This is a genomic window from Shewanella sp. VB17 (assembly GCF_013248905.1).
Lineage (GTDB): Bacteria > Pseudomonadota > Gammaproteobacteria > Enterobacterales > Shewanellaceae > Shewanella.
The window spans coordinates 2,196,651-2,223,585 of record NZ_JABRVS010000001.1; the positions used below are offsets into that span (position 1 = coordinate 2,196,651).

At 43.9% G+C, this 26,935-nt stretch carries 24 protein-coding genes; 23 read left to right on the forward strand and 1 reads right to left on the reverse strand.

What is annotated here, in order from left to right; genetic code table 11:
* Nucleotides 1-136 precede the first annotated feature (136 nt).
* The 21 genes from pspA to HQQ94_RS09545 all read left to right on the forward strand — a co-directional run bounded on the left by pspA (nt 137) and on the right by HQQ94_RS09545 (nt 23,409).
* Complete coding sequence (gene pspA, locus HQQ94_RS09445; protein ID WP_173294176.1) at nt 137-820, forward strand: phage shock protein PspA; 684 nt, start codon at nt 137-139, stop codon at nt 818-820.
* A gap of 20 nt (nt 821-840) precedes the next feature.
* The gene (gene pspB, locus HQQ94_RS09450) at nt 841-1,074 is read left to right on the forward strand and encodes an envelope stress response membrane protein PspB (protein WP_173294177.1); all 234 of its coding nucleotides are present in this window, start codon (nt 841-843) and stop codon (nt 1,072-1,074) included.
* Between the two features lie 68 nt (nt 1,075-1,142).
* Nucleotides 1,143-1,541 (forward strand): envelope stress response membrane protein PspC, encoded by a 399-nt coding sequence (gene pspC, locus HQQ94_RS09455; RefSeq protein ID WP_173294178.1) that lies wholly within the window; start codon nt 1,143-1,145, stop codon nt 1,539-1,541.
* Between the two features lie 49 nt (nt 1,542-1,590).
* A complete protein-coding gene (locus HQQ94_RS09460) occupies nt 1,591-3,045 on the forward strand; it encodes a YcjX family protein (RefSeq protein WP_173294179.1) in 1,455 nt (484 codons plus the stop codon).
* A 25-nt stretch (nt 3,046-3,070) separates the two neighbouring features.
* Nucleotides 3,071-4,168: a TIGR01620 family protein gene (locus tag HQQ94_RS09465; protein WP_173294180.1), complete on the forward strand. Its 1,098-nt coding sequence runs from the start codon at nt 3,071-3,073 to the stop codon at nt 4,166-4,168.
* 112 nt (nt 4,169-4,280) lie between these two features.
* Nucleotides 4,281-5,459 carry a PLP-dependent aspartate aminotransferase family protein gene (locus HQQ94_RS09470; RefSeq protein WP_173294181.1) on the forward strand — a complete coding sequence of 393 codons (1,179 nt, stop codon included), beginning with the start codon at nt 4,281-4,283 and terminating at the stop codon, nt 5,457-5,459.
* Between the two features lie 686 nt (nt 5,460-6,145).
* Entirely contained in the window at nt 6,146-6,697 is a 552-nt protein-coding gene (locus HQQ94_RS09475; protein ID WP_173294182.1) for an RNA polymerase sigma factor, read from the forward strand.
* Nucleotides 6,698-6,819: 122 nt separating this feature from the next.
* Nucleotides 6,820-7,287, forward strand: a complete 468-nt coding sequence (locus tag HQQ94_RS09480; protein ID WP_173294183.1) for a hypothetical protein — start codon at nt 6,820-6,822, stop codon at nt 7,285-7,287.
* A gap of 165 nt (nt 7,288-7,452) precedes the next feature.
* A complete protein-coding gene (locus tag HQQ94_RS09485) occupies nt 7,453-8,019 on the forward strand; it encodes a UpxY family transcription antiterminator (RefSeq protein WP_173294184.1) in 567 nt (188 codons plus the stop codon).
* Entirely contained in the window at nt 8,012-10,141 is a 2,130-nt protein-coding gene (locus HQQ94_RS09490) for an ATP-binding protein (protein ID WP_254304034.1), read from the forward strand. Before HQQ94_RS09485 ends, HQQ94_RS09490 begins: the two co-directional genes overlap by 8 nt.
* 31 nt (nt 10,142-10,172) lie before the next feature.
* Complete coding sequence (locus HQQ94_RS09495) at nt 10,173-10,787, forward strand: Pvc16 family protein (protein ID WP_173294185.1); 615 nt, start codon at nt 10,173-10,175, stop codon at nt 10,785-10,787.
* Between the two features lie 91 nt (nt 10,788-10,878).
* Nucleotides 10,879-14,010, forward strand: a complete 3,132-nt coding sequence (locus HQQ94_RS09500; RefSeq protein WP_173294186.1) for a hypothetical protein — start codon at nt 10,879-10,881, stop codon at nt 14,008-14,010.
* A gap of 354 nt (nt 14,011-14,364) precedes the next feature.
* The gene (locus HQQ94_RS09505; protein WP_173294187.1) at nt 14,365-14,766 is read left to right on the forward strand and encodes a hypothetical protein; all 402 of its coding nucleotides are present in this window, start codon (nt 14,365-14,367) and stop codon (nt 14,764-14,766) included.
* Nucleotides 14,767-14,878: 112 nt separating this feature from the next.
* The gene (locus HQQ94_RS09510) at nt 14,879-15,277 is read left to right on the forward strand and encodes a hypothetical protein (protein WP_173294188.1); all 399 of its coding nucleotides are present in this window, start codon (nt 14,879-14,881) and stop codon (nt 15,275-15,277) included.
* Between the two features lie 156 nt (nt 15,278-15,433).
* Nucleotides 15,434-15,763 (forward strand): hypothetical protein, encoded by a 330-nt coding sequence (locus HQQ94_RS09515; RefSeq protein WP_173294189.1) that lies wholly within the window; start codon nt 15,434-15,436, stop codon nt 15,761-15,763.
* A gap of 383 nt (nt 15,764-16,146) precedes the next feature.
* Nucleotides 16,147-16,785 (forward strand): hypothetical protein, encoded by a 639-nt coding sequence (locus HQQ94_RS09520; RefSeq protein ID WP_173294191.1) that lies wholly within the window; start codon nt 16,147-16,149, stop codon nt 16,783-16,785.
* An 88-nt stretch (nt 16,786-16,873) separates the two neighbouring features.
* Nucleotides 16,874-19,426 carry a GNAT family N-acetyltransferase gene (locus tag HQQ94_RS09525; RefSeq protein WP_173294192.1) on the forward strand — a complete coding sequence of 851 codons (2,553 nt, stop codon included), beginning with the start codon at nt 16,874-16,876 and terminating at the stop codon, nt 19,424-19,426.
* Between the two features lie 148 nt (nt 19,427-19,574).
* The gene (locus tag HQQ94_RS09530; RefSeq protein WP_173294194.1) at nt 19,575-19,865 is read left to right on the forward strand and encodes a hypothetical protein; all 291 of its coding nucleotides are present in this window, start codon (nt 19,575-19,577) and stop codon (nt 19,863-19,865) included.
* Nucleotides 19,866-20,618: 753 nt separating this feature from the next.
* Nucleotides 20,619-20,810, forward strand: a complete 192-nt coding sequence (locus tag HQQ94_RS09535) for a hypothetical protein (RefSeq protein WP_173294196.1) — start codon at nt 20,619-20,621, stop codon at nt 20,808-20,810.
* A 68-nt stretch (nt 20,811-20,878) separates the two neighbouring features.
* A complete protein-coding gene (locus HQQ94_RS09540) occupies nt 20,879-21,973 on the forward strand; it encodes a hypothetical protein (RefSeq protein ID WP_173294198.1) in 1,095 nt (364 codons plus the stop codon).
* 368 nt (nt 21,974-22,341) lie between these two features.
* Entirely contained in the window at nt 22,342-23,409 is a 1,068-nt protein-coding gene (locus tag HQQ94_RS09545; protein ID WP_173294200.1) for a transposase, read from the forward strand.
* A gap of 579 nt (nt 23,410-23,988) precedes the next feature.
* Here HQQ94_RS09545 and HQQ94_RS09550 read toward each other — a convergent pair.
* Nucleotides 23,989-24,351 (reverse strand): hypothetical protein, encoded by a 363-nt coding sequence (locus HQQ94_RS09550; protein ID WP_173294202.1) that lies wholly within the window; start codon nt 24,349-24,351, stop codon nt 23,989-23,991.
* Between the two features lie 83 nt (nt 24,352-24,434).
* On the opposite strand from HQQ94_RS09550, the gene HQQ94_RS09555 reads away from it, so the two are divergent.
* Nucleotides 24,435-24,875 (forward strand): hypothetical protein, encoded by a 441-nt coding sequence (locus HQQ94_RS09555; RefSeq protein ID WP_173294203.1) that lies wholly within the window; start codon nt 24,435-24,437, stop codon nt 24,873-24,875.
* A 261-nt stretch (nt 24,876-25,136) separates the two neighbouring features.
* Nucleotides 25,137-26,924, forward strand: a complete 1,788-nt coding sequence (locus HQQ94_RS09560; RefSeq protein WP_173294204.1) for a phage tail sheath C-terminal domain-containing protein — start codon at nt 25,137-25,139, stop codon at nt 26,922-26,924.
* Nucleotides 26,925-26,935: the final 11 nt, after the last annotated feature.

Below are 26,935 nucleotides of genomic sequence, written 5' to 3' on the forward strand. Positions count from 1 at the left end.
TAATAAGTCGCCCTGTTAATAAAAGAAAGAAAAAGTTACTATTATAACTAACGTATTGTATTTTATAAGTTGTTAAAGGTTGGCATAGAAAGTGAATACTCTTTAGTAAACCAACATTCATTTTGAGGACAGTATAATGGGAATTTTCTCTCGTTTCGCAGATATCATTAATTCAAATATCAGTTCATTGCTCGATAAAGCTGAAGATCCAGAAAAGATGGTACGTTTGATCATCCAGGAAATGGAAGACACGTTAGTTGAGGTTCGTTCAACGTCGGCTAAAGTGCTCGCTGAGAAAAAAGAGTTACTGCGTCGTGTTGCCAATGTGCAAGAACAGGTTGAAGATTGGCAGAGCAAAGCTGAGCTGGCGTTATCAAAAGATCGCGAAGATTTAGCGAAAGCGGCGTTAATCGAAAAACAGAAAGCCTGCGAGCTTGCGGCAACCTTAACGCAAGAGCTTGTGATGGTTGAAGAGCAGATCACCCGTCTTAAAGAGGAAGTTAATCTGTTACAGGAGAAATTACTCGATGCTAAAGCCCGTCAAAAAACCATTATTATGCGCAAGCGCACCGCGAGTTCACGCTTAGAAGTGAAAAAACAGCTCGATTCAAGTAAAATTGATAATGCAATGAGTAAGTTTGAGCAATATGAGCGTCGGGTTGAAGGGTTAGAATCTCAGGTTGATGCTTATGATTTAGGCAACTCAAAAAGCCTCAATGATGAGTTTGCCGCTTTAGAAGCTGAAGATTCAGTGTCAGTAGAATTGGCTGCATTGAAAGCGAAAATGAACGCGAAAAAAGCCAAAGTAAAAACGAAATAGTAACCATTTAGAGGTGAGTTATGGACATGGATATTTTATTAGCCCCCATTATTATTTTTCTGATAATCGTGGCTCCCATATGGCTGATCCTTCACTACCGCAGTAAGCGCCAAGTGAGTCAGGGGCTTACTGAAGAAGAATATACCCGACTCAATGATTTGATCACCAGAGCCGATAAAATGGCGCAGCGTATCGACACATTGGAAGCGATTTTAGATACTCAAGCTCCCGAGTGGAGGGCGAATGATGAATAATCAGAGTGTTGCGCTAACGCCATGGCAACGTCCGTTCATTATCATGCAAGACTGACAGGGGAATTAACATGAGTAAAGCAAGTGGTCGTACTTTATATCGTATTCCTCAGTCAGGCAAAATTGCGGGTGTGTGCGCAGGCATAGCCGATTATTTTAATTTTGAAACTTGGCTGGTGCGTGTTGCTGCCGCGTCTATCTTTCTTCTAGGCGGTGGTGGGCCAGTATTATTTATCTATATTTTATTGTGGGTCATATTAGATGCCAAACCAGGCACCGAAAAATCAGACTGTAAAGCCCACAAAGATATCGAAATTAAGCAGAAAGTATGGCAAGCAGGAGAGCCTGCCAAAATGGCCTTGCGTGATGTGAGCGACAAATTTAAAGCGCTAGAGGTAAGATTGCAAAAATTAGAACGTCATGTCACCTCAGGTACCTTTGATCTAAAACAAGAAATCAATAATCTTTAACCACTCCAATGGGCGGAACTTTCGCCCAACTAACTGTTAAGAACCGCCTATGAGTCGTATCAACCGCTCTTTTTCTAAGTTAACCCAAAAAGTCACCCGTACTAGTAAAGCCATTGCTCACCGCACCTCTGACAGGCACGTTCGGCTCGCCGTCACAGGTCTCAGTGGCGCGGGGAAAACCGCGTTTATTACCGGGCTTGTTGATCAACTATTAAATTCAGGTTTGATAGGGGAAAACAATACATTACCCTTGTGGCAAGTGAGCCGTGAAGGACGCTTATACGGTGTTAAGCGTGCACTACAGCCAGATCTGACCTTAGCAAGTTTTGATCACGAACGTGCCATGAGTGCGTTAAGGCTTTCTCCGCCTCAATGGCCTGCTTCAACTCGCAACATAAGCGAACTTAGGTTAGCTATCCGCTACCAGAGCGAAAAGGGTATACTGGCTAAATTAACCGATAGCGCGACCCTGTATCTCGATATCGTTGATTATCCTGGCGAATGGTTACTCGATTTACCTATGTTAAAACAGTCATATCGGCAATGGTCGATGTCACAAAGCCAACGTGAACACATTTTACAGCACTCATCATGTTACCCCGCGTTTAGTCAAGCGCTGGCAGGGATTGATTTGAGCAGTCATGCTGTTGAAACAGAATTAAAACACATTGCAGACTTGTATCAGCAGCTGTTGCTCGACAGTGTTAATCAGCATGGATTTTATTATGCCCAGCCAGGACGAATGTTGCTGCCAGGTGAGCTTGTCGATGCACCAGTACTGGCATTTTTTCCTCTATTTGGGATGACTGATGAGGCATTAGCCGCGCGTGAGCAAGATGATGAACATTCAGTGTATCGGGTATTGGCAAGACGCTTTGATGAGTATAAAACCAAGGTTATCACGCCTTTTTATAAAGAGTATTTTTCGAGTTTTGATCGGCAAATCTTATTGGTTGATTGCTTTACGCCATTAAATCGAGGTAAAGCGCAGTTTGATGACATGACGCAAGCGTTAAACGGCATTATGGAGAGTTTCAAATTTGGTCAATCAAATCTGCTACAACGGCTGTTTTCGCCCAAAATTGATAAACTGCTATTTGCCGCCAGTAAAGTAGATCACATCACTCGCGACCAACAAGGTAACGCACTTTCTCTGTTAACTCAGTTGGTTAAACAGAGTCAGAAATTGGCCAAGTTTGAGGGTTGTGACGTCGAGGTGATGGCCATAAGTGCCATCAAAGCGGCCGAGCATGGCATGGTTAAATCAGGCTCATCAGAGGTTGAAGTTGTGCAGGGTCGCGAACTCAAGACGGGTAAACCAGTCACGCTGTACCCTGGCGAAGTGCCCAAAAGTCTGCCTAATGCTGAATTTTGGGATGCACAAGGGTTTCATTTCACTCAGTTTGCCCCACCATTAATCGCGCCTGCAACTGAGGGGGCCGATTTTAGTCATATTCGCTTAGATCACCTGCTGCAATACATTTTGGGTGATAAACTTGAATAAGGGGGATATCCCCTTAGGAGTATCAATGGAAAATAACATCAATTTGAAAAAATCACAGCATTTTGACACAGATCCCAAAGAGGCTGTCCCAACATTACGTGGTGCTCAGCATTTTGATGACCAAGAACTGCACTTTATTCCACAAGCCAGTGCGCTCAATGCAAACAGTGATGATGAGATTGACCATGCTATTAATGCTCAAATCAACTCGGCGCAATCTCAAGTTAAGCGTAAAAAAAACGTGTCCTTGTTGGCTAAGCTTATGCTGATTGGGTTAGGCCTGCTGTTAGTGACCGAGACTCTACTTGGGCTTAATCGTGCTTGGATAACCAGCCCTTGGTTATTTGGTTTGTATGCCAGTGTGCTGTCAGTGTTTGTTTTATGGGCGGTTGGGATCAGTATTAGTGAATGGCGTAAATTAACGACATTCAAGTCTGTGATTGAGAGTCAGCAAACGGGTGACCGATTATCACAAAGTTTACAATCAGGTGAAGCGGATAAATTTATCAATAACATCATCGCTAAATTACCCAATGATCTGCCACTTGAAGACTACCTATCTTCTATAAAAGATGAACACAATGATGCCGAAAAACTCATCTTATTTGATGAGTTAGTCTTGTCAGCAAGTGATGCAAAAGCCAAGAAACTAGTATGGCGCTTTGCCCAAGAGTCGGCGCTACTTTTGGCGGCCAGTCCACTTGCCGCCTTAGACATGGCGATTATTCTGTGGCGTAATCAAGGCATGATTTATGGCATTGCACAGTGTTATGGTATCGAGCTCGGTTACTTGAGTCGGCTTAAGCTTATTCGTGGCATCATCACCAATATTATCTATGCCGGTGCCAGTGAAATCGCCGCTGATTTAGGCACCCAACTATTGACTGTTGAAGTGACGGGTAAGTTATCAGCCAGACTGGGTCAAGGCCTAGGGGGCGGCTTGTTAACCGCAAGATTGGGCTATCAAGCCATGGCGCTTTGTCGGCCGATTTCATGTAAAGAGGCCAGTCGACCTAAGCTATCAGGGATCCATAAAGAGCTACTAGTAGCACTGCAAGGGTTTTCATCCAAGATGATGACAAAAACGGGTGTGCGTAAAAAAGATTTTACAACTAATGACTGACTTATTTCTCCGTTAGCTTTACGCTATGGGTAAATAGGGTTCAAGGTTAACTGATGATCCATTCGTCAATAGTGGCAGCGCTCACTGAGAATGATTAGCCTTGGAGACATGTATGCAAAATAAATGGCGTTTAGCGACTCAAGTTATCCATGCTGGGCACATTAACAATAGCAGTGGGGCACTGGTCTCACCGCTGTGCCAAAGTGCGACGTTTGTGTTTGATAATGCAGAGCAAGGACAAGATCGGTTTTCTGGGGAGCAAGCGGGGTATATTTATACCCGTTTAGGTAACCCCACCACGGCTGAACTTGAACGCAAAATGGCCGTGTTAGAAGGAGCTGAAGCGGCAGCGGCGACAGGGTCGGGTATGGCTGCGGTGTCATCGGCCTTGTTGGCAAATTTACAGCAAGGCGATCATCTTGTGGCTTCCAAGGCCGTTTACGGCTGTACTTTTTCTTTAATGACTTCGCAATTACTTCGCTTTGGCATCGCGGTCACCTTGGTTGATTTTAATGATTTGACGGCGATATCCAACGCCATCAAGCCGACCACCAAAGTGCTGTTTTGTGAAACGCCAGTCAATCCTCACCTTGATGTGTTCGATCTCGATGCTATTGCTGCAATAGCCAAACTACATCATTTGCTCAGCATTGTCGATAATACTTTTATGACCCCATTGTTGCAGCAACCATTAAGTCATGGCATCGATTTGGTGGTGCACAGCGCGACTAAATATCTTAATGGTCATGGCGATGTGATAGCGGGGATTGTGTGTGGCAGTCATGAGCAAATAGAAAAAATAAAATGTGAAATACTGAAGGATTTAGGCGGCGTGTTGTCGCCCCATGATGCGTGGCTGATATTACGCGGTTTAAAAACCTTAGATGTCAGAATAACGCGTCATTGCGATAATGCCGAGCAGGTGGCTAATTATCTTGCCAAGCATGACAAAGTCACTCAGGTTTATTATCCCGGCTTAAAAGGGGGCAGCGGTTACGGGCTTATTGGCAGCCAGATGAAAAGAGCGGGTGGAGTGATTGCATTTGAGCTTAAAGGCGGGCGGGAAACGTCGTTCACTTTTATGAATCGTTTACGCTTATTTGCGATTGCCGTCAGTTTAGGTGATGCGGAGTCGCTTATCCAACATCCTGCCTCAATGACACATTCAGCTTATTCAGCCCAAGAAAGGACGAGTGCAGGCATTGGTGAAAACTTACTGCGGATCTCGGTAGGACTAGAGTCAGTCGATGACTTGATTGCCGACTTAGCGACGGCATTAGCCTTAATTTAATTCAACCCAACCCAACCCAACTGAAGCGCTTCATTGTTAATGTCGCGCCCTCTCTCGGCTCATTTTGTCTGCACGACCTACTATGGATGAGTGTTGGGCATATACAAAAGAGTGTGTAGAATCCCGCCTTTAAGCCAACTAACTAACCTGAGCTCGGGTTAAGCAGCGCCGCTTAATATCGCTATTTTGGCCCCTATCTTTGTTGTGCTTTCTAGTAATAGCCAGCTATTACGTACGAAATCCCGCCTTGATATCGACAAAAATGTCGGCATTAAGCAAGTGGGTGGGTGAATAATAATTAGATGGAATTTAACTTGTTGATTTTAAGTAAAAAAACAAACATATCGGACACTCGTTATCCCGAGTTCAGGTTAACTAAACTGCTTTATCCTGCGTATTCAATAACGTGATGTTTCATTATTTATCGATGTAAAAGAGTGTGTAAAATCCCGCGGTTAATTAACCCCCAATTCACGATCTTGTGCTGGCTGGTAAAGATGTCTGGTTACCGTTGAATCATGGATACCCTCACTAGGCTAGGTGTGGCAAATGCGGCTTATTTTAGCTTAAGCATTTGATTCTATTTTTAGTTCAATTCTTTAAGACTTACGTTATTTAGTAAATAAATCTTCACAAGTCATTAACTTCAGCGTCTTTCCTTCAATGATCGTTTTTAAGGAAGAAAGATGCTTTGTATCGGCAGTTCTGTAAGCCCAAAAACCTCACAAGATGATTTTAACCAAGTATGGAGAGCTAACCGTCATCGGATTTACCGTTGTTGTCTCAAATGGCTTAATGGCGATCAAGATAAAGCCGATGATGCAATGTCACTGGCAAGCGAAAAAGCCCTGAGATATTTTCAATCTGAGCAAGAGCAAGTGGTTAATATGTATCCTTGGCTGTGTAAATTAGCCTATAACATCTGTATTGACATGCACAGATTTCAAGCCCGTCAACATGACATCATTCAACAGGTGACCTCACTACCTGATGAGTTCTATTTCTCCGAAAACAGCAGTGAACTGCTGGAAGATAAAATTGCCAGAGAGCGTATATTAGCCAACTTAATGCAGCAGCTTGCTATCTTACCCGATGAGTTAAAACTGGTGATTAAATACCGCTTTCTTGATGAGATGGATTATTGCGATATTGCTCGCCAGCTCAATATTTCTCCCGATAATGTGCGTAAACGAGTGCAATTAGCCCGGAAAAAATTACGTCCTTTAATAGAACATTGAGAGCTGCAGGATTCAATTTTATTGGTACTAATGACAATAATATTCACAAACACAATTCTGCAGCGTTTTATGACTATGTTGGCAGTGCTTGTGGAGTACCCAAATGGTGATAAGGAGGGAATATGGCAAGTTATTTTCAAGCGGTTGAACGAATATTTGGTGATAAATCATTAGAGGTTGATAAGGAAGGAGGCCCGACATCCTTGTTGGCTAAACAGGTATTACAGGATTCAGCTTGCTGGCAAAGTATGTCGGCGTTATTTAGCCCAACTGAATTAGAAACCTTGTTTAGAAACATCTATTGCTTAGAGATCTGGCAGCAATTATCGGCAGATAAGATCAGCAACCAAGCGTTAGCTCAATGTTTGTTTAATCATGCGTTAATTAACGATCCCCAAGAGGTGATTGACGTCTTGCAAGCCAGCTTTGGCATGGTTGCCAGCGGCATTATGGATCAGCACACGTTAACCTGCTTACAAGATATTTCAGTGCCTCAAATCAAGAAACTGCTTGAACAAGTCTTACTTTACGATGAGCACTTGTTTTTATTGCAGCAGTTTGATGGTTTTTCTTCAAGTTGGATAAATTAGTTTCAATAAAAAATAACAAAACTGTTCACACTTTAGCGTCCGCAACGTCTTTAACAATATAAGTAGATGATACCTGCATTAATCGCTTTTTATGATTCAGCCCTCTGGGACTGATGTGGCGAAGCTTGTCTAGGATCTGAAAAGTGACATCAATGGGAGCCACGCGTGACAAATGAAACCGATAAACACTGGTATGTGGTGTATACCCAGCCTAACGCCGAAAAAAAATTATTGCTTGCGGTCAGCAAGCTTCATTTAACCGCTTATTTACCACTGAGAGAAGAACTCAAACAATGGAGCGATCGGCGTAAAAAAATAACCGTCCCGGTGTTTAAATCTTACTTATTTGTTTATCTCGATTATGCGGGTATTCACCGCGTAAAAGCTTTGCCCGCTTGTGTCGATTTTATTCATTTTGGTGGCTATCCCAGCATATTTCCCGATGCTGAAATGCAGTTATTAAAGGCCATTATGGCAGTCAGTAATAATGTACAAACGAAGCCCTCTCATCTGGTGAAAGGCGATCGGATCAAATTGTTTACTGGGGCATTAAGTGGCTACGAAGGGGTATTGTGCGCCGATCCTCAGGGCAAAAAGGTGGCGATTGCGATCAGTAAATTAAATATGTCACTCATGCTGGATGTGCCGCTGGCCCACATGGTTAAAATCGATACCCCGAGTGCAAGGTTTAATCAGAGTCAGCCTGATATAACAAGGAGATGTTATGAATGACCGTGATAAGGTTGCTGTCAATGTGAATCAACTGAGCGGTCATTTATATGCCTTAGGGCTGGCCATTAAAGCGGGTGATCCCAACACCGACGTCCTCTTCAGCGCTGTACAAGTCAGCTTAGATGAATGTGTTCAGACATCGGCTATGCTTGAGCTAAAACAATGTTTTGCGCTTAATTCATTAGAGCTTAAGTTGATTGCACTGACTTTTGTTAATACCTTAGAGCCAGAAACATTGACGCCATTTCTCGGCCTGAGTTGGTTTGATCATGGGGCTAACTTGTCTTTAGAGCGGGCATTACTATTGTGCCAAGCTGACAGCGATCAGCCAGATGCCACAGCAGACAATCCAGCCAGTAAAGCTGCGGATCTGCATCGGTTATTGAACAGCATGAAGGTATTTCGCTGGCAGATCTTATCGATTAGCGATCACGCTTTGCCGCTGATCCAGCCGTTAATGCTAGCGGCAGACATCTTCGCGCATTTATTAGCCAGCCAGCACACACTTGCGCGAACACCTGAGATAATACCCACCTTAGTACCACAGCATGATGCCGTTATTGCAGCGTGTTTTGATGCACAGCTTAAGCAGCCACTGAGGCAAGTGAATATGCTAACGGGTTTAGATGCCGATGATCGCAGCGCACTGGTGGCGCAGTTTGCCAGTGATCTCGAGAGACCCTGGCATTACGTCGCCCCCAAGCTTAGGCACAATGCCAGTTCCTGTGAGGTTATTCGGGCATTTCGGCAGATGTTACTCAGGGCAAATCTGCAAACCTGTTATATTTACTGGCCTGATCTGCTCAGTGATATCCTTGAGCAAGGCAGCAGTGACGGATTACTAGCACTTTTGTTCTGCGCTAATCACACGCCTGCTGATAATCAAACCTCAGCCATCGCGCCTCCGATTATCTTGTTTTGTGATCAAGCCCTTAATGATAGTGATGGCTCAGCGCTGCATTGGTTGGATAGCACCTTGCTTGACAACCTCTGGTCTAGCGTATGCTTCGCTCAGCCCATTGAACCATTAACTTTGCATTTAACTCAGCCCAAGCTTGAGCAAATTAGTCGTGGCTGGCTGGCATTATCGGCACGTTTATTGGCCAATACTGTGGCAAATTCACCCTGCTTTATCCGGGGATTAAGCGCCGCCAATGCCGTTTATCTGGCTAATCTCTACCCCTTATCTGCCACCACTATGAGTCGGGTAGGCGTTAAGATTGCCAAGGTATTAGCCAGATCCCAAGGCCATGTGTCGCTATTTGAATTATTGCAACAGGCGTGCTTACAGGCCAACAGCGAAATAAGTGGCCAACTGGCGAGCTTGAGCCAGCCTAGATATCAACTGAGCGACATGATTTTAGATGAGCATACCCAAGAGCAATTACAAGAGTTAATTGACCGCTTAGTCTATCGCGCCCAATTGACTCAGGCCATGCCCCATTTTGTGGCGGGGATCCAAGCGCTGTTTTGGGGCAAACCCGGCACGGGTAAATCTATGGCGGCAGAGGCCATCGCCGGTCAGTTGAAATTACCTCTATATAAGGTCAATTTGGCCAATGTTGCCAGTAAATGGATAGGCGAGTCGGAAAAGCATTTAGCGCAATTGTTTGATAACGCCCAAAAGCAAAATGCCGTGTTGTTATTTGATGAGGCCGATGCCATTTTTGCCAAACGCAGTGAGGTTGAGTCCAGCCATGATAAAAATGCCAACATGGGGGTGAGTTTTTTACTGCAGCGCATGGAAAGCTACACAGGCCTGTTACTGCTCAGCACCAACTTTAAAAGCAACCTAGATGATGCATTTTTACGCCGCTTTCATGGGGTGGTGGAGTTTATGATCCCCGATGCACACTTACGTTTGCAGTTGTGGCAAAAAGCCTGGAGTGACAGTACCTTGCTGGCTGCTGACATTGATTTGCAAAGCTTAGCCCAGCAATTTGAATTCACCCCCTCACAGATCAACAACATTGCCGAAAGAGCCCTGTTATTTACCATTAAGGCTCAGCAAAAAACCATCAGTAAAGCCTTGCTTGGTAAGGCCGTTACTCGTGAATTTGAAAAACAAAATGCTGGCTTTTTATCTGAGCAAAAATTAACCCGTTGGTTGGCGTTAAATTAATGCTTGTTTCTTCATTTATCAGGATAATATTATGGATCCCCTCATTCTTCAGAAAACCCAAAAGGCGCTGGATGCGCTGATCCGAGAAAAGGTCTTAAGTTTAAACAGCACTTCAGCAGAGGGGCTTGAGTTAAGTTTTGTGGCCCCTAACAGTGATTTTGTTGCCGAGTTAGGCAATAAACCTGTGATTAATTGTTACCTCATAGGGCTTAATGAAGATAAGGCTCGGCGGAAAAGTGAGCCTATGCGTTCAAGCTTAGATGAAAGTAAAACTCGGCGTATATCACACAAGGAGCCCAAATACATTGATATCAGTTATATGCTCACCGTGTGGTGTAAAGACAAACACGGTAGCGCCGAGATTGAACACTTACTGATGGGCTACTTGATTTGTGGCTTAGGCATGTTTGACTTTTTGCCACAGGAGATGATGACTCGCCATGAGTTTGCTCCCAGTCCGTATGGGATCCGCTTTACCCTGTTTGGCAGTGAATACAGCGATAAAATTAGTGGCCAAGTGTGGCAGGCCATGGGCACGACCCCTAAACCTAGTTTAATGTTATCTCTGTCGGTGCCCATTGCTGTGCACGAACCCACCCATTTGCCGGTGATCCGTGAAATTAACCGCACCTTGGATAAATTGTAAATGTTTTTCCAACAGGCTTTCAACAAGCATAGTGACCGACGTTCACGCTGATTTAGCCTTCCTCTTTTATCTCTTGAATTTAGGTTGATACATGAAAAATAACCCCATCAGAAGCACGCTTAAACAATATTTTGAACCCGGTGATGTGCCGACCGCAGTCGAGTTTGCTGAGTTTATTGATGCCGCTTTAGATCTTAGCGTTGCCAATAGTATGCTCGCTACCCAAGTGGTCCGCACGGTAGATGCAGCAGTAGAAGATCATATTGACAACTTGGAAGCGCTAAGCGATGCCATGATAGCGCAATATGCCTTGCTCAGTGGGCAAACCATTTTACTGACAGCCCAGCAAAATGGGGCTGAAAATGGTCTGTACCTATTTGATGGCAGCGCCTGTCAGCCCTTGTACAGTAACACGGTCAATGAAAATATCGCCAATTTAGACAAGGTGCCTGCGGCTCAAGTCAGCCGCCTGCAGTTAGTCAGCGGCGAAGTGGTGTGCCTGATGGCCCAAACCCAACAGGCAGACAATGGTATTTACCGTTATGTCGCTGCCCTGAGCGATAAAACAGCCTTGATTGAGATCAATGAAAAGCTGGTCTCATTAACCGATATCTCAGAGAGCGAACGTGTGCGCTTAGGCCTAACTGAGCATGATTATGTGCATTTACTGGCGCAAACAGATAATAATATCACTAACGGTATTTATCAATTGATCGGCAGTAACTTGATAAAGGTGACCTATAGTGCAATTGATGACAATATCGCCGATATTACTCGGCTCACCGCAGCCGAGGTGAGTCAGTTTGCACTGACTAACGAGAGCTGGGTGCTCTTGCAAGCTCAAGGCTCACCGCAGCAAAATGGATTATATCTGTGTCACGGTAGCTTAGTAGATAGGCAAACGCCGTTTTTTCTTGGCTATGGGGTGACAGTCGTTAAGGCCAATACTAGGGCGCAGCCGCTGTGGTTTATTTATCAACTGGACACTAGCACGCAAGTCAGCCATTGGAAACAGCGGCTTGATCTGAGCGCTAACAACATCACCGCGGGGACGTTAGATAATGCTCGTTTGCCAGCAGATATTGCCGTTACCAGTTTAACGGCTAATGTCAGTGGCAATATTAGCGGCAATGGCGCTGGCTTAACAGACTTAGATGCCAGCAATATCACCACTGGCACGTTAGATAATGCCCGCTTGCCAGCAGATATTGCTGTCAATAGTCTCAGCGGCAATGGTGCCGGCTTAACAGACTTAGATGCCAGCAAACTTACCACTGGCACGTTAGATAACGCCCGCTTGCCAGCGGATATTTTAGTTACCAGTTTAACGGCTGATGTCAGTGGCAATATCAGTGGCAATATTAGCGGCAATGGCGCCGGCTTAACAGATTTAGATGCCAGCAAACTTACCACTGGCACGTTAGATAACGCCCGCTTGCCAGCAGATATTTTAGTCAGCAGTTTAACGGCTGATGTCAGTGGCAATATTAGTGGTAATATCAGCGGCAATGGCGCCGGCTTAACAGACTTAGATGCCAGTAAACTTACCACTGGCACGTTAGATAACGCCCGCTTGCCAGCGGATATTGCCGTCAGCAGTTTAACGGCTGATGTCAGTGGCAATATTAGTGGTAATATCAGCGGCAATGGCACTGGCTTAACGGATTTAGATGCCAGCAAAATTACCACTGGCACGTTAGATAAAGCCCGTTTACCGGACGATATATTTACAGGTAATGGCGCTGATTTAACCGATTTAAATGCCAGCAATATCAGCACTGGCAGCTTAGATAATGCCCGTTTGCCCGCAACGATCGATTTAACCAGAGGTGATACAGTAATAGGGACACAAGTTAAAGCCGAAAAAATTATTGGTGATGGCTCACTTATTACTCATTTAAAAAACGCAACAAAGGTGCAAAAAGGGATAGTACGTTTTGCTAATCAATCTGAATTAGAAAACGGGACAGATAATGTCGTCGTTACTGCCAAAGCGTTAAATGCTGCAGTTGTGAGCACAAAACTCTATACGGATGAGCAAATCGTCAGTTCAGAAAAAAATTATACGGCGAGTAACGGGGTGACTTTGCAAGAAAATAATTTCTCTGCAGATCCTAGTTGGCTAACCAATCATATAAGAAAAACATTAACCGCACTAAATGTAAACTTTACCGATAAAGTGCATTTTTCTTCAATGGAACCTATTTCTTCAGATAGTCAGTATGGAATGTTTGAATTAGATGATTTTATCTATTTTACGATTAATGTAGGGAATGTGAGAAAGTTAATCCGAATTAAAAATGGAGAACAAGATTTAACCTTTGCTCAAGATGGTTATTTTACATTGAGTAGTTTCTTAAATGGTATTAAATTTGTGGTTTCGCAAAATAAAATATTTGGTTTCTTATTTAACCGACAATCAAGTCGTTATGAAGTGTATCGATTTGATCCGGCAGGTATGGCAAGTGTCACCAAGGTGGCGACCAATGAATCGCTTACGAGTACTGGTAATGGCGTTCATGAAATTTATGTTTATGGCTCGGATATTTATATTTCATTAATAGATAACAGTAATGCTGCGACAGGTACAGGCGTAATGAGTTTTAATGCTAGTACTGAAGTGATTGATATAGAAATCAAAGTTTTTGATGGAAAACAAGTTTACGGTATTTTAAAAAATGTGCAAAACGACATCTGGTTGGTTGCTTCGGGATTATTAATTAACGTTGACAGTTCATTGAATGTTATTTCTCAACATATATTGACTGATCGCTTCACTGGGGTGTACCAGATAGAGGATGAGCAGCTCGTGTACATAGATAGAAAGTCAGCCACTCAAATAAGGGTGTTCAAAGGTAGTATAAATGACTTTATTTCTGATTTAAGTACTAATGGGGAACTAACCCAAGAACACAATTTACCAGTGCAAAATGATTTGTTAAATATTTCTGTTTATGGTGCAGCAGCACTTGGGAATACGATTACCGTTGCCTATTATATAAGCGATAATAGTCAATATATTCATTACTTTGCCGTTTATGATTTAATGAGTAATAACCTTAAGCCTGATTTCAATCAAGGACGAGCGATGATGTTAGATCGAGATATATACTCAAACTATTATCATAGAGGATATACCCATCTTTTAGCTGCCAAATCTAAATTTTATTTTAGCTATAAAGTATCATCTTCAGATATGGAACTCATCACACTCAATCAATAGTTTAGGTTGATTATTATACACATATGGTTTCCATGAAACCCTATTGTTTTTATTTACCGCCGCTGCTTTATATTGCAGCGCGTTATCCTAATTCTCTTTTTTCATTCGGAGCTTGGCTGTGACTTTAGCCAATGTTTATCAAGCCAGGCTTATTAAATCATCGATGCCGACAGCATTTAGCTGCATCTTGAGCTATCCCCTGAGTGATTAAACGAGGTCAATCTTCGCATAGCCCCAATTGATCACCGATTCTCTCTACCTATCTATCTAAACATAACAATTTAACATTTCACCCGCTTACTCGGTTATATGACGTTATTTTTCCGAGTATTTTTTATTCAACAGGAGGCCATAATGGCAAATACACTTTCCGGTAAAATAGCGCGACTTGATGGCGTAAGCAACGAGTCTATTCAGTCAAATGCCACGTCGGCAGATACACTGTTTCGGTATGTGGGGATCATCGATAGGGTGGTAATGATTGAAGTCAGCCATGTCACCTTGACAGGTTACACCACGATTAACGAAGGTGAGCGTGTCTTGCTTAGTGCGCAAACAAACCCGGTGAACCGAGGCGTGTACCAACGTATTGGCGCTGATTTACAAAAGGTGGCTCATACCATCGAGGACGGTAACTTGGTGGTAGATTCGGTTGGCAGCACGGACATGACAACGGTTTTTTGGGCATTTAAAGCAGAGGATAACAGTTGGACTCGGCTTTCAATCAGTGACGGTACTGTTCCTGTTCCAACGTAGCGGTGTTCAAATTCAGGAGGGCTGATGCCCTCTTTAACTTGGCGTAAGCTTACATAAAAAGTATCTGAAACCACATAAAAATCAAACAAATAGTACATAAAGAGCGCATAAAATGTCCGCTGACTACATTAACGTTAATAACATGTTATCGCGTCTGCAGCATGATCAAATAAGCCTAGAGCGTTATGTCGGGATCACGTGCCATGTCGATAATGTCTCTACTGCGCCACAAGATATTACCCAGATAGCCCCCAGTCACGAATGGGACACCTTGATGTTACTGGTAGGCCAGCACAATGCTCAAGAAAACGGCATCTATCGTATTGACAGCTTAGGTCAGTTTCATTCATTACAGGGTAGCCTGGAGATTGGTAATCTGGTTGTGATCAGCAGCCCATCTCAGAGTCACCGCAGTGACTACTACCAGTTAGTGAGCAATATCGCTGGCGTACAGACGTGGCAGCCTTTACAGATAGCCGCATTGAATGAACAAGTTAGCACTTGCCCTTAGGTGAGTGTTTGGATGAGGGCAGCATCAATGACGAACCGAATTCGGCGCTTGTTAAAGTCTTATTTCACCCAAGGCGCGATCCCCACTGAGGCGCAGTTTGCCGAATTCATCGATGCCTGCTTGATGTTTGGCGACGATGGTGTCGGGCGCTCCGATTTGGGGGAGCTGGAGATAGCGTCTTCTTTAAGGGTCAAGGGCGATTTACTGCTAGACGGTACGCTCTGGCTGGCCAATACCCAAGGTATTGCTCTCCGAGGTATTGCTTCCCGAGGTATTGCTCCCATAGCATCAGAATCAGGATCAGCATCAGCCGCATCGGCGACCAGTCAGGCAAGATCAGCGCTGCCTAGCGGTGCGATATTGCTCTGGTCGGGGGAGCAGCTCCCCAGCGGGTATGTAAAATGTAATGGCAATCTCAATACCCCCAATATTCGTGCGCCGCACAATCCCAATGGGCCGGAACTGATGTACATCATTAAGGTATAAGTGTCGTAAAATGTCAGCGTGAGCATTTATCTTCAGCTCTTCTGGTATCCATGCATATTAATAGCAAGCAACAAGAACTAATCTATGAATCCATTATTTAGTGCATTAAGGCAGGTGCAGACAAGCAAGGTAACTGTCGACCAATCGACTCCGCCGCTAAGTTGTAGTGATGCGCCTCAATCAATCACATTGCAGCAGGCCCAGCTTGAACCTATGGCGCTTGACCATCAAGCACTGATAGCTGAACAAGCGCCATCAAGCGAAATCTGGCGGTGGCGGTGGTTCCTGCTTTCATTCCTCTATCACTAATAAAAGCAGCACCATCAGTTCACGTCAGGGCAACGGCCAAATCATCATCACCTGGTAATCAATAAGGAAAAATCATGTACCTAGTCAGAGATAAAAACAGCTTTCAAATTTTACATACCCTGAGCGCCGACTTGTCGCTTAACCTAAGCGGTCAGCAGGTTTACAGTGCGTTTAATTCCGAGACCATGGAATTATTAAAATCAAAACTGGGTGATGTACCCGATGCCTTTAATGTGGATGAAGACGGTTTTATCTACGCGAAAACCCTGCAAGAAAAATTATTAAGTGGCGAGGTGGATTTTGCACAGGTATTTAATGCTCAGTCTTTAGACTCCCATTTAGATTCGGCTTTAGATCCCTCTTTAAATTGCACTGGCGGGTTAGATAGCCATGAAGAGCGACCTGATCTGGTGGCGTTTGTGTTAGAGCACAACTTAATAGACACCCTACAAAAATCTAAAATTGTGTTTGGTTATTTAGTTAGTCAGTTCGAACAAGCCCTGCAGGCGAAATACAGTCAGGGCATGGAATTGAAAATCTTAAAGTCGTATATGGATTGGCAGGATGATGGAAAACCTGAAGAGGATGCTCGCCAGGCTAAGTATTTAAAAATGAAGGATGGGGTGGCGGGGATTAAGGCGCTGCATAAACCTTTGATGAATCGGATTAAGGAGGTGATGGGGGGCGTTGGAGGAGGGGGTTGGCGGGGGTAGGGTTGTTTATTAAATAAATGAGCGGTCCATTATCGGGTTAGTGAAAGCCCATATTTAAAATAACAATAGTCAGCGCCAAGGATACTCAATGCAAGCTAACGGATTACAGGTGCAGGATGCAGCACTATCACTAGGCACGCCTGCTATCAACCTTCATGAACATAAACATGAAGGTACAGATGCACCGCAGCCCCCTCAATTTGAGGTGGCTTCTCTTTGGGCAACGCCGCAAGATGCGGTGATTGAAGATACAAACTTGTCGGCGGCGGAATGGGCAGCACTGGAATTTATGCCTTTTTCAAAGTCGTCTTTATGGCAATCACACGCTGAAAGCACCAGTAACAAGAAGTTTTCGTACACCACAGCCATGGTTACTAGCTATTGCCACTTACTTGTAAACTATCTAATAGACGGCTTACAAAATGGTTCAATCGATAAAAGCAAAACCCAATATGTATTAGAACTCAATGCAGGCAATGGCTGTTTCTCCATTTTAGTATTACAGAGCTTACTTAAACTATTAAACGAATATGGCCTAAACGACATTAACCTGTGTTATGTGTTAAGTGATGCCAATAATCAAAATTGTAAGCGAATGGCGGCACACCCTTATTTACAGGCCCATTTGAAAGAGAGTCGTGCAAGGGTTGTAAATTTCGATGCCACTGCACATTCACCCCTCTCCAGTGTACTGGGTGAAGAAATAGATAACCCGCTAATGGTCATTGCCAATGGTGTATTTAACACGCAGCCGCAAGAATTACTGTATGTACATTATGGGCATGTATACGCAGGGGAGGTGGCCTTACAGGGTGATGGGCAATCAACTGAGGCGTTAGATAAAAGCAAAAGAAATCAACAAATACTAGCCAACTTATCCCCCATGCAACGAATACAACTAGGGATGAAGAACACGCAGAGTCGTGATGGGATAATTGAAGGGCAGGGAAGTGACTTACTTTTAAAAAATGTGCCTTCCAAAAATATTCTGTACCGTTGGGAAAAAATTACAAACCTAGATCATTGGTTAATACAACAGCCTCAAGATCTTCAAGAATTCCTAAAGCTGCAAATAAACCAGTATGTAAAGTTAATACCGCATCATCCCGTTTTCTTGCCAGTTGCAGCTCTAAATTGTTTGAGCGCTTTAAATAAAAACTGCCCAAAAGGCATGTTGTTATTGGCGGCCGATACCGGCCCAATAGATTTACCCGCCATTAAGCACACAGGTTTGCCGGCAAAAATAAATAACCCGGATTTTTCAATGCCGGTAAACCTGCATTGCATTAATGAATGGTTAGCACACCGTGGTAGCCTAAGCACAAGGGTGCAGCAAGCAATAAATGGCACTGCTTTTACGGTAGCAGTTCTTGATCCGCAGAAGCATTCTTTTGGCATGACGCTACAAGCCACACAGCAATACTTGGTTAATCAAAACCCGGCAGACAGTTTACAGTTAATACACAGTCTCACAGGGGCGGTCAATGCATTAAACGAAGAGCAAATATTATGTTACTTAAGAGTAAGTCAATTTGACCCTGAAGCACTTCAACTGTTTTTACCGCGCTTATTAAAACAAGGGGTGAAAATATCGGCGCGCTTAAAATGGTGTGAGGTATTAAGCCTGGTATGGCGTAATTATGTGCCCGCCATCGGTGATGCGGATGGAACTGATGAAGGCGCGAAGTTTGCCTTTAACCTAGGTCAGTTGGCCATCGACCTTAGTCACTGGCGACTGGCAAAACAGTGTTTTGTTAGCGAACTGCAATTGCATAATTCCGTAGCGGCGCTATGGCATAACCTAGCATTAGCGGCCCTTGCCACGGCTGATAATACTATGGCACAAGAGTGTATTAATAACGCGATAGACATGTCGGAAGAAAAGCCACAGCCAGCCCAAGAAAAATCTGCAGTAACCGTTGAGAATAACCAGAGTTTAAAATTGCAACAGTCTATCAATGCTTACCAAGCGTATTGTGATGCCCATGAATATTTTGATGGTGACGGTGCGAGTGACTTAGAAAGCGGTTTAACACTGCAGCCCCTTGCGCAACATCATGCCGCAGAATTCTATTTGCAATACCGAGATGCCGATATTGCTGCCATGGTACGGGGGTATGATTTAAATACACCAGAAGAGGTGGCTGCCGCCATTACCCAATGGCAGGCCGAATTCGAGCAGGTTAATTATGCATTAATACATCCGGATTTGGGTTTGGTGGGGGCTTGCATGCTGGCCTTTAATGATGAGCCTAAAGAAAGTCAATTCAAAGACGCTGGTTTTTCTGGGCAGTTGAATGAAGCGCTAGATAAAAAGCTGAATGAAATGCCAATGGGAGAAATAAAAATGGGTGATAGCAAGATCGCCCATTTCTCTTTTTGGGTGGGTTGCGATTATCAGGGGCTGGGTTTGGGTCCTATGGTTGTTAAATTGGCCATTCAACAGGCTTGTGGCATGGCTTCAAAGCAGCAAGTTGATTATTTAGTGACTTCTGTTTGGCGGCACAATCAACGCTCTAGCAATATACTAATTAATGAAGGGTTTGTTTCATTGGACTTGGTTAAAGGGGAGGGGGAGGCGTGTGAAATGTTTTATTATTTGGGGTTGTTTGGTGGAGTGGATGATATTTCTGAGACTTAAAAAATACGAGTTAGGTTGTGGTTTGTTAGTTTTTAATGTAGAGAGTGCAGTGTAAATGTTTTAATAAGAAAAAGAACCTGACCCAGAATTTGTAACGATATAAGAATATTTTAAAGTTAAAAATAGGACATTACCGAGGAATGTTAAAGTGCTACAGAGTATTAAAGAAACTGGAAAAACAATTGCTAAGCATGTATTTGATAATAAAGCTCAGTATAATTTAAACTATTTTAAATTTAGGCATATCAGCTATGTAGCCTTAACAGAGTGGAATAACCCGACCGCTTGGTTTAGGGAGTACCAGGCAATTGAAAACGAAAAAGACATAAAGAATTTAATAGAAAATACTGCTGGGATGGTGAAAGCAGCAGTAATACAGGACGTGTCAGACACCGCCCTAGAAGAATTTACAACCCTCCAAAATAACGATAAGCGGTGATAAGAACTCAGTAAAGAACCTGATGTGAGTATTTAGTTAATGGGCTGAAATATTTGGGTGGCCAGGGAGGTTGAATGCGAGTGTGAAGATTACCGGATGTCAGGTCTGAATGGGACTCATTAAGCTCATAGCACCACAACATATAGGCTTGTGTGAATTATAAATAAAAAGAAAGTCAGCAAAAACAGCGGTGATCAGGTCTTTCCTCATGACACCCCAATCCTTCCTACGCCTAGATAATGTGAATGGCGAGCTTTAGCGCGGTGATTGGCATTAGTCAAGGTAACCCTTTGTACTCCAGGCATCCTGCATCCTGCATCCTGCATCCTGCATCCTGCCTTCTGCCCTTCGGGCCAGCTAAAGCTGTTCAAAATTGTTCCAGACAATTTTCTCGCCTTTATTAGGGGCTGTATATCTAAATGTGATGGATCAACAGTTAGGTGCCTATTGCCGCCAACGTGGTTTGCAGTATTACTGAACGCCTGTGGCGGTTTGATAAAGAGTGGATGACTGGCTGATTTTATGTGAGACAAAAAATCAACTGCGCACTGTGGTTAAGTTAATGAACCAAATTTTAGAAGAAGTAAAACAAACCTAACACCCCTATAAAACGTTTATTGGACGCATTAAAGAAACCGGCTTTGATTTTTTAGGTTACCGCATTGCTAACAAGGCCATTAATGGTCTGGCAATCGCCTGGAAAATCTGGCCAACCATCAAGCCAACTTCCTCTAAATAAATAGCAGCAGCTTTATGAGCAAAATGCCTCGGATGAGAGCATTACTTTATCTTGAGGTTGAAGGGGTCAAACGGTGGTTGGTGTGGGTTCGAAGTGGGGTGGAGATTGATGTGGCTAGGGCGATTGAGGGGATGAAATGTTTGCATGGGGCTGAGGGGCTTTATGGGGATGTGGCGGATAATGTTGTGGGTTCAGGGCAAAAGTAAAGAGCTGAGCCTAGTTTTGGTGACTGTGGGGGAAAGAGTAAAAACCTGACCCGAATGGCACTGATTTATTGAAGAAACGAGAAACGGAAGAACCTATGAATCTCTACTATACAAATGGTGTTACGAAAGATACAAAAATAATGCGAGCCGTAGCTAAACAACGGGCCGGAGATTATATCCCATCAGATGAAAAGATAAAGGCGCATCAAGGCTTGTGGAAAACGATCGGTCAAAATAAAGTCAGTAACCACTACAGACCATATTCGAAAACGGTTGAGATATACGCAACTCAAATCACTGCGAAAAAACAAACAGTATGGGAAATAATAACTGCATTCCACCAAAGCAAAGATCGAAGTGAGGATGCTAAAGCTGCGTATAGTGCACAACAAACGGGTCATATAGAAAAAACTATCCAAAAATTATGGCAGTCTCAAACAGTTAGTGAAGACGATGTCGAAGAGGTAATTAAAAAATACATGTATTGCCTCACCGGAAATCTATCTAATATTTTCCATGCACCGAAAAAATGGTCATCAACGGACCACGGTGGAACTACTTATGACACCTTGAATCAAAACGGCTCGATGATAGATCTGGCCGCTAATAGCGACGCAGCGGATACCGGTTGGGAATTACTACCTAAGGCTATGCGGCATGACGTAAAAATAGAATCATCGGATGGCGACCTTAAGGACACGTACGAAACTGCGCAGAAAATAGGCGGAACAGATACACGACATGATCTAAAAGGGCTGTACGAAGACGGGAAGAATAACAGATGGATACGGAAAATAATAGACGGTCCCAACATAGGTAGGACATGGTCCAACCCGTCAGACCTGTACCCGTACAAAGATACGACAACCTTAGGCCAGTTGTCTTCACCAGCGAAAGATAACATAGGCGACACATACCTAGACAAAAAATATAGAGACGCAACCGTAAACAACAACAACATAACGCTGAGACAAACAAACGTCGAAATGAAGGGCTTATCACCTGATGAAGTAAAACAACTTAAAGCGTCGATGGAAACGGATAAGAACGGGGTGGCAATTACGTACAACGACACGCTTCTAAACGAAAAGGCAAACATACACACCGTAAAACGGCAAATACAGCGACAGGAAACAGGGGACGAGAACGCAGAGCTAAAATAAAATCATGTAGTAACAATACCTTCGCCAAATCCGAGGTTAGTTAGGGAAAATGGTACTGTGTTAATATGTGGGATTTGAGCAGGTCATATAAAAAAAAAATAAGAAAGGACAGGCATAACTTTTGCTTTATGATCGACCCTCTACTAATCTTTATCTATGGTTTGAGAAAACTTGTTAGAGTGAAGATATGACTACTGCTCGACGTGCATTGATTGCACCGGAATAAACCGCTTTCTACCATGTGATAAATCGCTGTGTTCGCCGCGCCTTTCTATGTCAAAAAGAAAGGACAGGCATAACTTTTGCTTTATGATCGACCCTCTACTAGTCTTTATCTATGGTTTGAGAAACCTTGTTAGAGTGAAGATATGACTACTGCTCGACGTGCATTGATTGCACCGGAATCAACCCCTTTCTACCATGTGATAAATCGCTGTGTTCGCCGCGCCTTTCTATGTGGTGAAGATGGGTTAACGGGACAAAGTTATGAGCATCGACGAGGTTGGATTGTCGATAGAGTAAAGGATTTGTCCACTATTTTTTGCATTGATGTGTGTGCTTATGCGGTAATGAACAATCACTATCATTTGGTGCTTAAAATCGATGTTGATGGGGCGCAGAGGTTGAACCCTAAAGACGTGATTAGCCGCTGGTTACAGTTGTTTCATGGGCATGAAGTGGCGGCTAAATATCTTAAAGGTGACAGTTTGAGTGACGGTGAGCGCATGTTACTTGATGGATTGATTACTAAGTGGCATGAACGTTTATCCAGTATTAGTTGGTTTATGCGCTGCCTTAATGAAGGGATAGCGCGCAAAGCAAATAGAGAGGATGGCTGTAAAGGGGCCTTCTGGGAGGGGCGCTTTAAAAGTCAGGCTTTGTTGGATGAGCAGGCGTTGTTAGCTTGCATGATGTATGTTGACCTGAACCCAATTCGTGCTGGCATTGCTGATTCCTTGCAAGATGCTGATTTTACTTCAATTCAGGAACGAATACGCGAACTATCTAACGCTGAACGCTTATTTAAGATCCATGATGGTGATCATCGAACTGCCATAGACCAAGCTCCATCAGATGTTGATTTATCTTCGACAGAGCCGATGTTAGCTAAACCTTTACTAAGCTTTGATGGTGCGATCTCCCCAGAGAAACAACAGGGTATTCCTTTTCATTTCAGTGATTACCTTGAGCTCATTGATTGGACGGGCAGAGCCATTAGGCCTGATAAAAGAGGATCGATTGATGAACATCGGCCTAAATTATTAACTGAACTGGGAATAGCGTCTGACGCTTGGATGTTATCCGCAAAAGCTTTTCGTCGGCAATACGGCGGAGTGAGTGGGCGCTGGGATGCCATGTGTGCCTTTAAAGTTAAGCACAGCAGTGGAAAATGGTGCAAGGGAAAACTGCAAAGTGAGGCGCTACATCCCCATTGAGATCCATTTATCACCTTTGAAATTTACGTTAATAAATAGTCAGGACATCCTATTTTTTGCTGTTAATTTGACTCTCAACACCGCTTTCGATCTATGCCAATAACCAAGACACCTGTGCGGGTTTGTGTGTGCCCTTGGCGCGGGAGCCAAATAAAATCACTTGTTCGATTTGTGGATAGGCCATAAGACTTGTGCTTATGAGTGCTAGCGTTTTTGGGGGTAAACCTGTGTCATGGTTTTCGGTGCGAGTTGAGGATGGTACGAATTTTTTCATGGTTTACTTAAAGTTTATCGTTAACATCGTTGTGCAAGCTTTGAAGGAGGGGGAAGTAGCTGGTTTTTATTTTATGTATGACTGTGGGCTGTTCAAGTATGATGGTCGATTGTAAAAGGTTAAATGCCTTACTAAAGTTTTGAAACCTTTGTTGCCAGCGCAGTGGATAATCTTGAGTCATCGTATTGATTTTTTAATCGCATGAATAGGTTCATTATCTACCGATCCCCTTGATAGCTCAAGTAGTTTAGAGACCGTGTGAGTCAAATACCCTGCTTTTTTAACCTTATCCCAACCAAGAACATTTACATCCATCCGGTAAAATGTGAATAGGAATGATAGCCATGACGACGAAAAATTTTGGCAAAATCACGTTTAAAGCATCCCACGGTGATGCCGCCGAGGGTAGGCAATCGGATTTTTTTAATTTTCATATTTATAACCGAGATAGCGCCATCTGGACCAAAACCATTTTGACGTTTTCGCAAGCGAATTTCATTACCAGAGCCTATATCGCCAATAGTCGCGATAACTGGCGCGATTGCATTCGGGCGGGGGTGACGGCCATTGCCACGGATAAAGTGAGTAATCACAGTTGGGCCATGGTGTCCAATACTGGCCCTTACATTACTCGCGAGTCTTAAGTGAGCAGCTAAGATAGGTGACATTCACGCCATCTTGTTGAGATATGGGGGGGATACAGGGTAAATGATTTGTCTAAGCCAGATAAGCATATAAATGAGGAGGTGTTATGCCAACCAGTGTAATTAAAACGGGTGACTACGCTCTATTTGATATTGGCAGTTTTAGTGGAATAATGTTTTTAGGCCCCTTGCCTCCGGCTACCATGACGGGCACAAGTAGAAGCGCCACAGAGGGCAAGCAGCATTGCGTAGAGGGGGATGAAGCGCAAACGGTCGCCCAGGCTTGCCCATATATCAAGCAAGGGCATAATGTACCCGGCCTTGGCGAAATTAAAATCGTGCAGCTGGATGCTTCTCAACTCAGCACTAAAACAGTAGTAGACCAAAAAGCCTATATCATTAAAGGCAAGCGTTATCAGGCACAATTAACCGTTACCCAGCCTTCGCAACTTGTTGCTCCGCCAAAAGCGCCTGAGCCCGATCCCACCGCGACGTATGATGGCGAAGGCACTTTCAAGCCGATTGCCCCTAAGTGTCATTTTGTTTAGCGGGGGGCCCAAGTCACGCTGAGCATTACCCTTTTTTAGAATAATGTGTGTCACAAATCGTGTCTAGCGACGTCTTATCTTTACAAGGGATAGTTAAGCTAAACAGCCATCCTAATATCAGCCTATTTTCAGATGAAACCCAGCACATTCAGAACACCTTATATGGGACTGATGTGGCGTAGCTTACTTGTTTTATCCCCTATATATATTTTTATTTATTCAACTTATTTAATTCCAACCCAACCTTAATAAGGAACATCCATGGCTCAATATAAAACGCCAGACGTTTATGTAAAAGAAAGGTCACTGCTTTCGCCTTCGGTGGCAGAAGTGCCCACCGCGATACCGGCTTTTATCGGTTACACCCAGCTTACAAAAGACAGTAAAGGCGACACTCTGCTTAATCTGCCCCAACGTATCACCAATATGATGGAGTTTATGGCGATTTTTGGTGGGCAGTTTAACGAGGCGGTCACGGTTAGTCACAATACTGCAACGGGTGAGTTTGTTATCCCTAAACAGCATACTGTGGGCACAGGTACTGGTGAGACAATTGTCAATCCCAATCTATCACCGTTTTTTTTGTATCAAGCGGTGGCTCATTTTTTTGCCAATGGTGGCGGCACGTGTTATGTGGTGAGTATTGCTGGATATGTAAAAGCAACTACGGATAAAGATAGTTTTATCAGCGCGATATCCGCGTTAAAGAAGATTGATGAAGTCACGTTAATCTCTTGCCCTGAAAGTATCTGCTTGGGTGCACAGGCGCACTACGATGTACACAATGCGTCGTTGCAGCATTGCGAAAGTATGCAAGACCGTTTTGCGCTGGTGGATGTGCAGCAAAGCGGCCACATTCGCGACGACGCTAGCCTAATGCGCGACAAGATCACTCAGGGGCTTAAGTATGGTGCGGCGTATTATCCTTATTTACGCACTTCAGTGGCGCGCAGTTATGATGAAGATAGGGTGAGCGTTAATATGCCATGGAGTGGTTATGCTTTATACACAAGCACGCCAGACTTATTTGCATTAACCCTTGATGCTACTGTGCCTGCTACTCCTACGATTATGGAAGTGAGTGTTAATGCATTCGGTTATGACATTGGGGGGGGATTTCATGCAGCATTTTTTGTGAAGCTGTTTGCTGAGATTTATGTCGATTTTGCCGGTTATGCGGTGGACATAACGAATATTGCTACTATGGGCCAGCGCATTGCAAATATACCGCAATATGGTCTCTATCAGGCAGAAGGAACCGCTGATGGATCGTTGACCTTGAACCTGCAGGGGCAGGCTATCGATAATGCCCAAGCCGATGCTACACGTGTCGCCGTTGGACAACATACTTTGGTCAAAGAAAATGGTACACAGGTGGTGCCACTTTCGGCCTTGAATAACCCAGCTTATCGCTTTGGCTCCACTGCAGCTTATAACCAAATTAAGGCCTTACTCAGTAAGCATTATTTACAGCTCCCCCCTAGCGCGGCGATTGCTGGGGTGATGGCAAAAACCGATGGTCAACATGGGGTGTGGAAAGCGCCGGCCAATGTGGCGCTGGCACAAGTTATTGCGCCCAGTATCAGTATCGACAGTGGTGAGCAGGAAGATTTAAATGTCGATGTGAATGCCGGTAAATCCATTAATGCCATTCGCAGCTTTGTGGGCAAAGGCACCTTAGTGTGGGGGGCCCGTACCTTAGATGGCAACAGTAACGAATGGCGTTATGTGCCGGTGCGCCGCTTGTTTAACATGGTGGAAGAGTCGGTCAAAAAGGCCAGTTATTTCGCCGTGTTTGAACCAAACGCGCCGTTTACTTGGCTAAAAATTAAAACCACCATTGAGGGGTATCTGGATAATTTGTGGAAGCAGGGAGCATTTTTCGGTGCCACTCCAGAGCAAGCATTTTTTGTGAATGTTGGCCTTGGCCAAACCATGACCGAAGACGATATCAACAACGGCATCATGAACATTGAAATAGGCTTAGCGGCAGTGCGCCCAGCCGAGTTTATTGTGTTGACGTTTTCACATAAAAGCCTCGAAGGCTAACATTCGTTAGT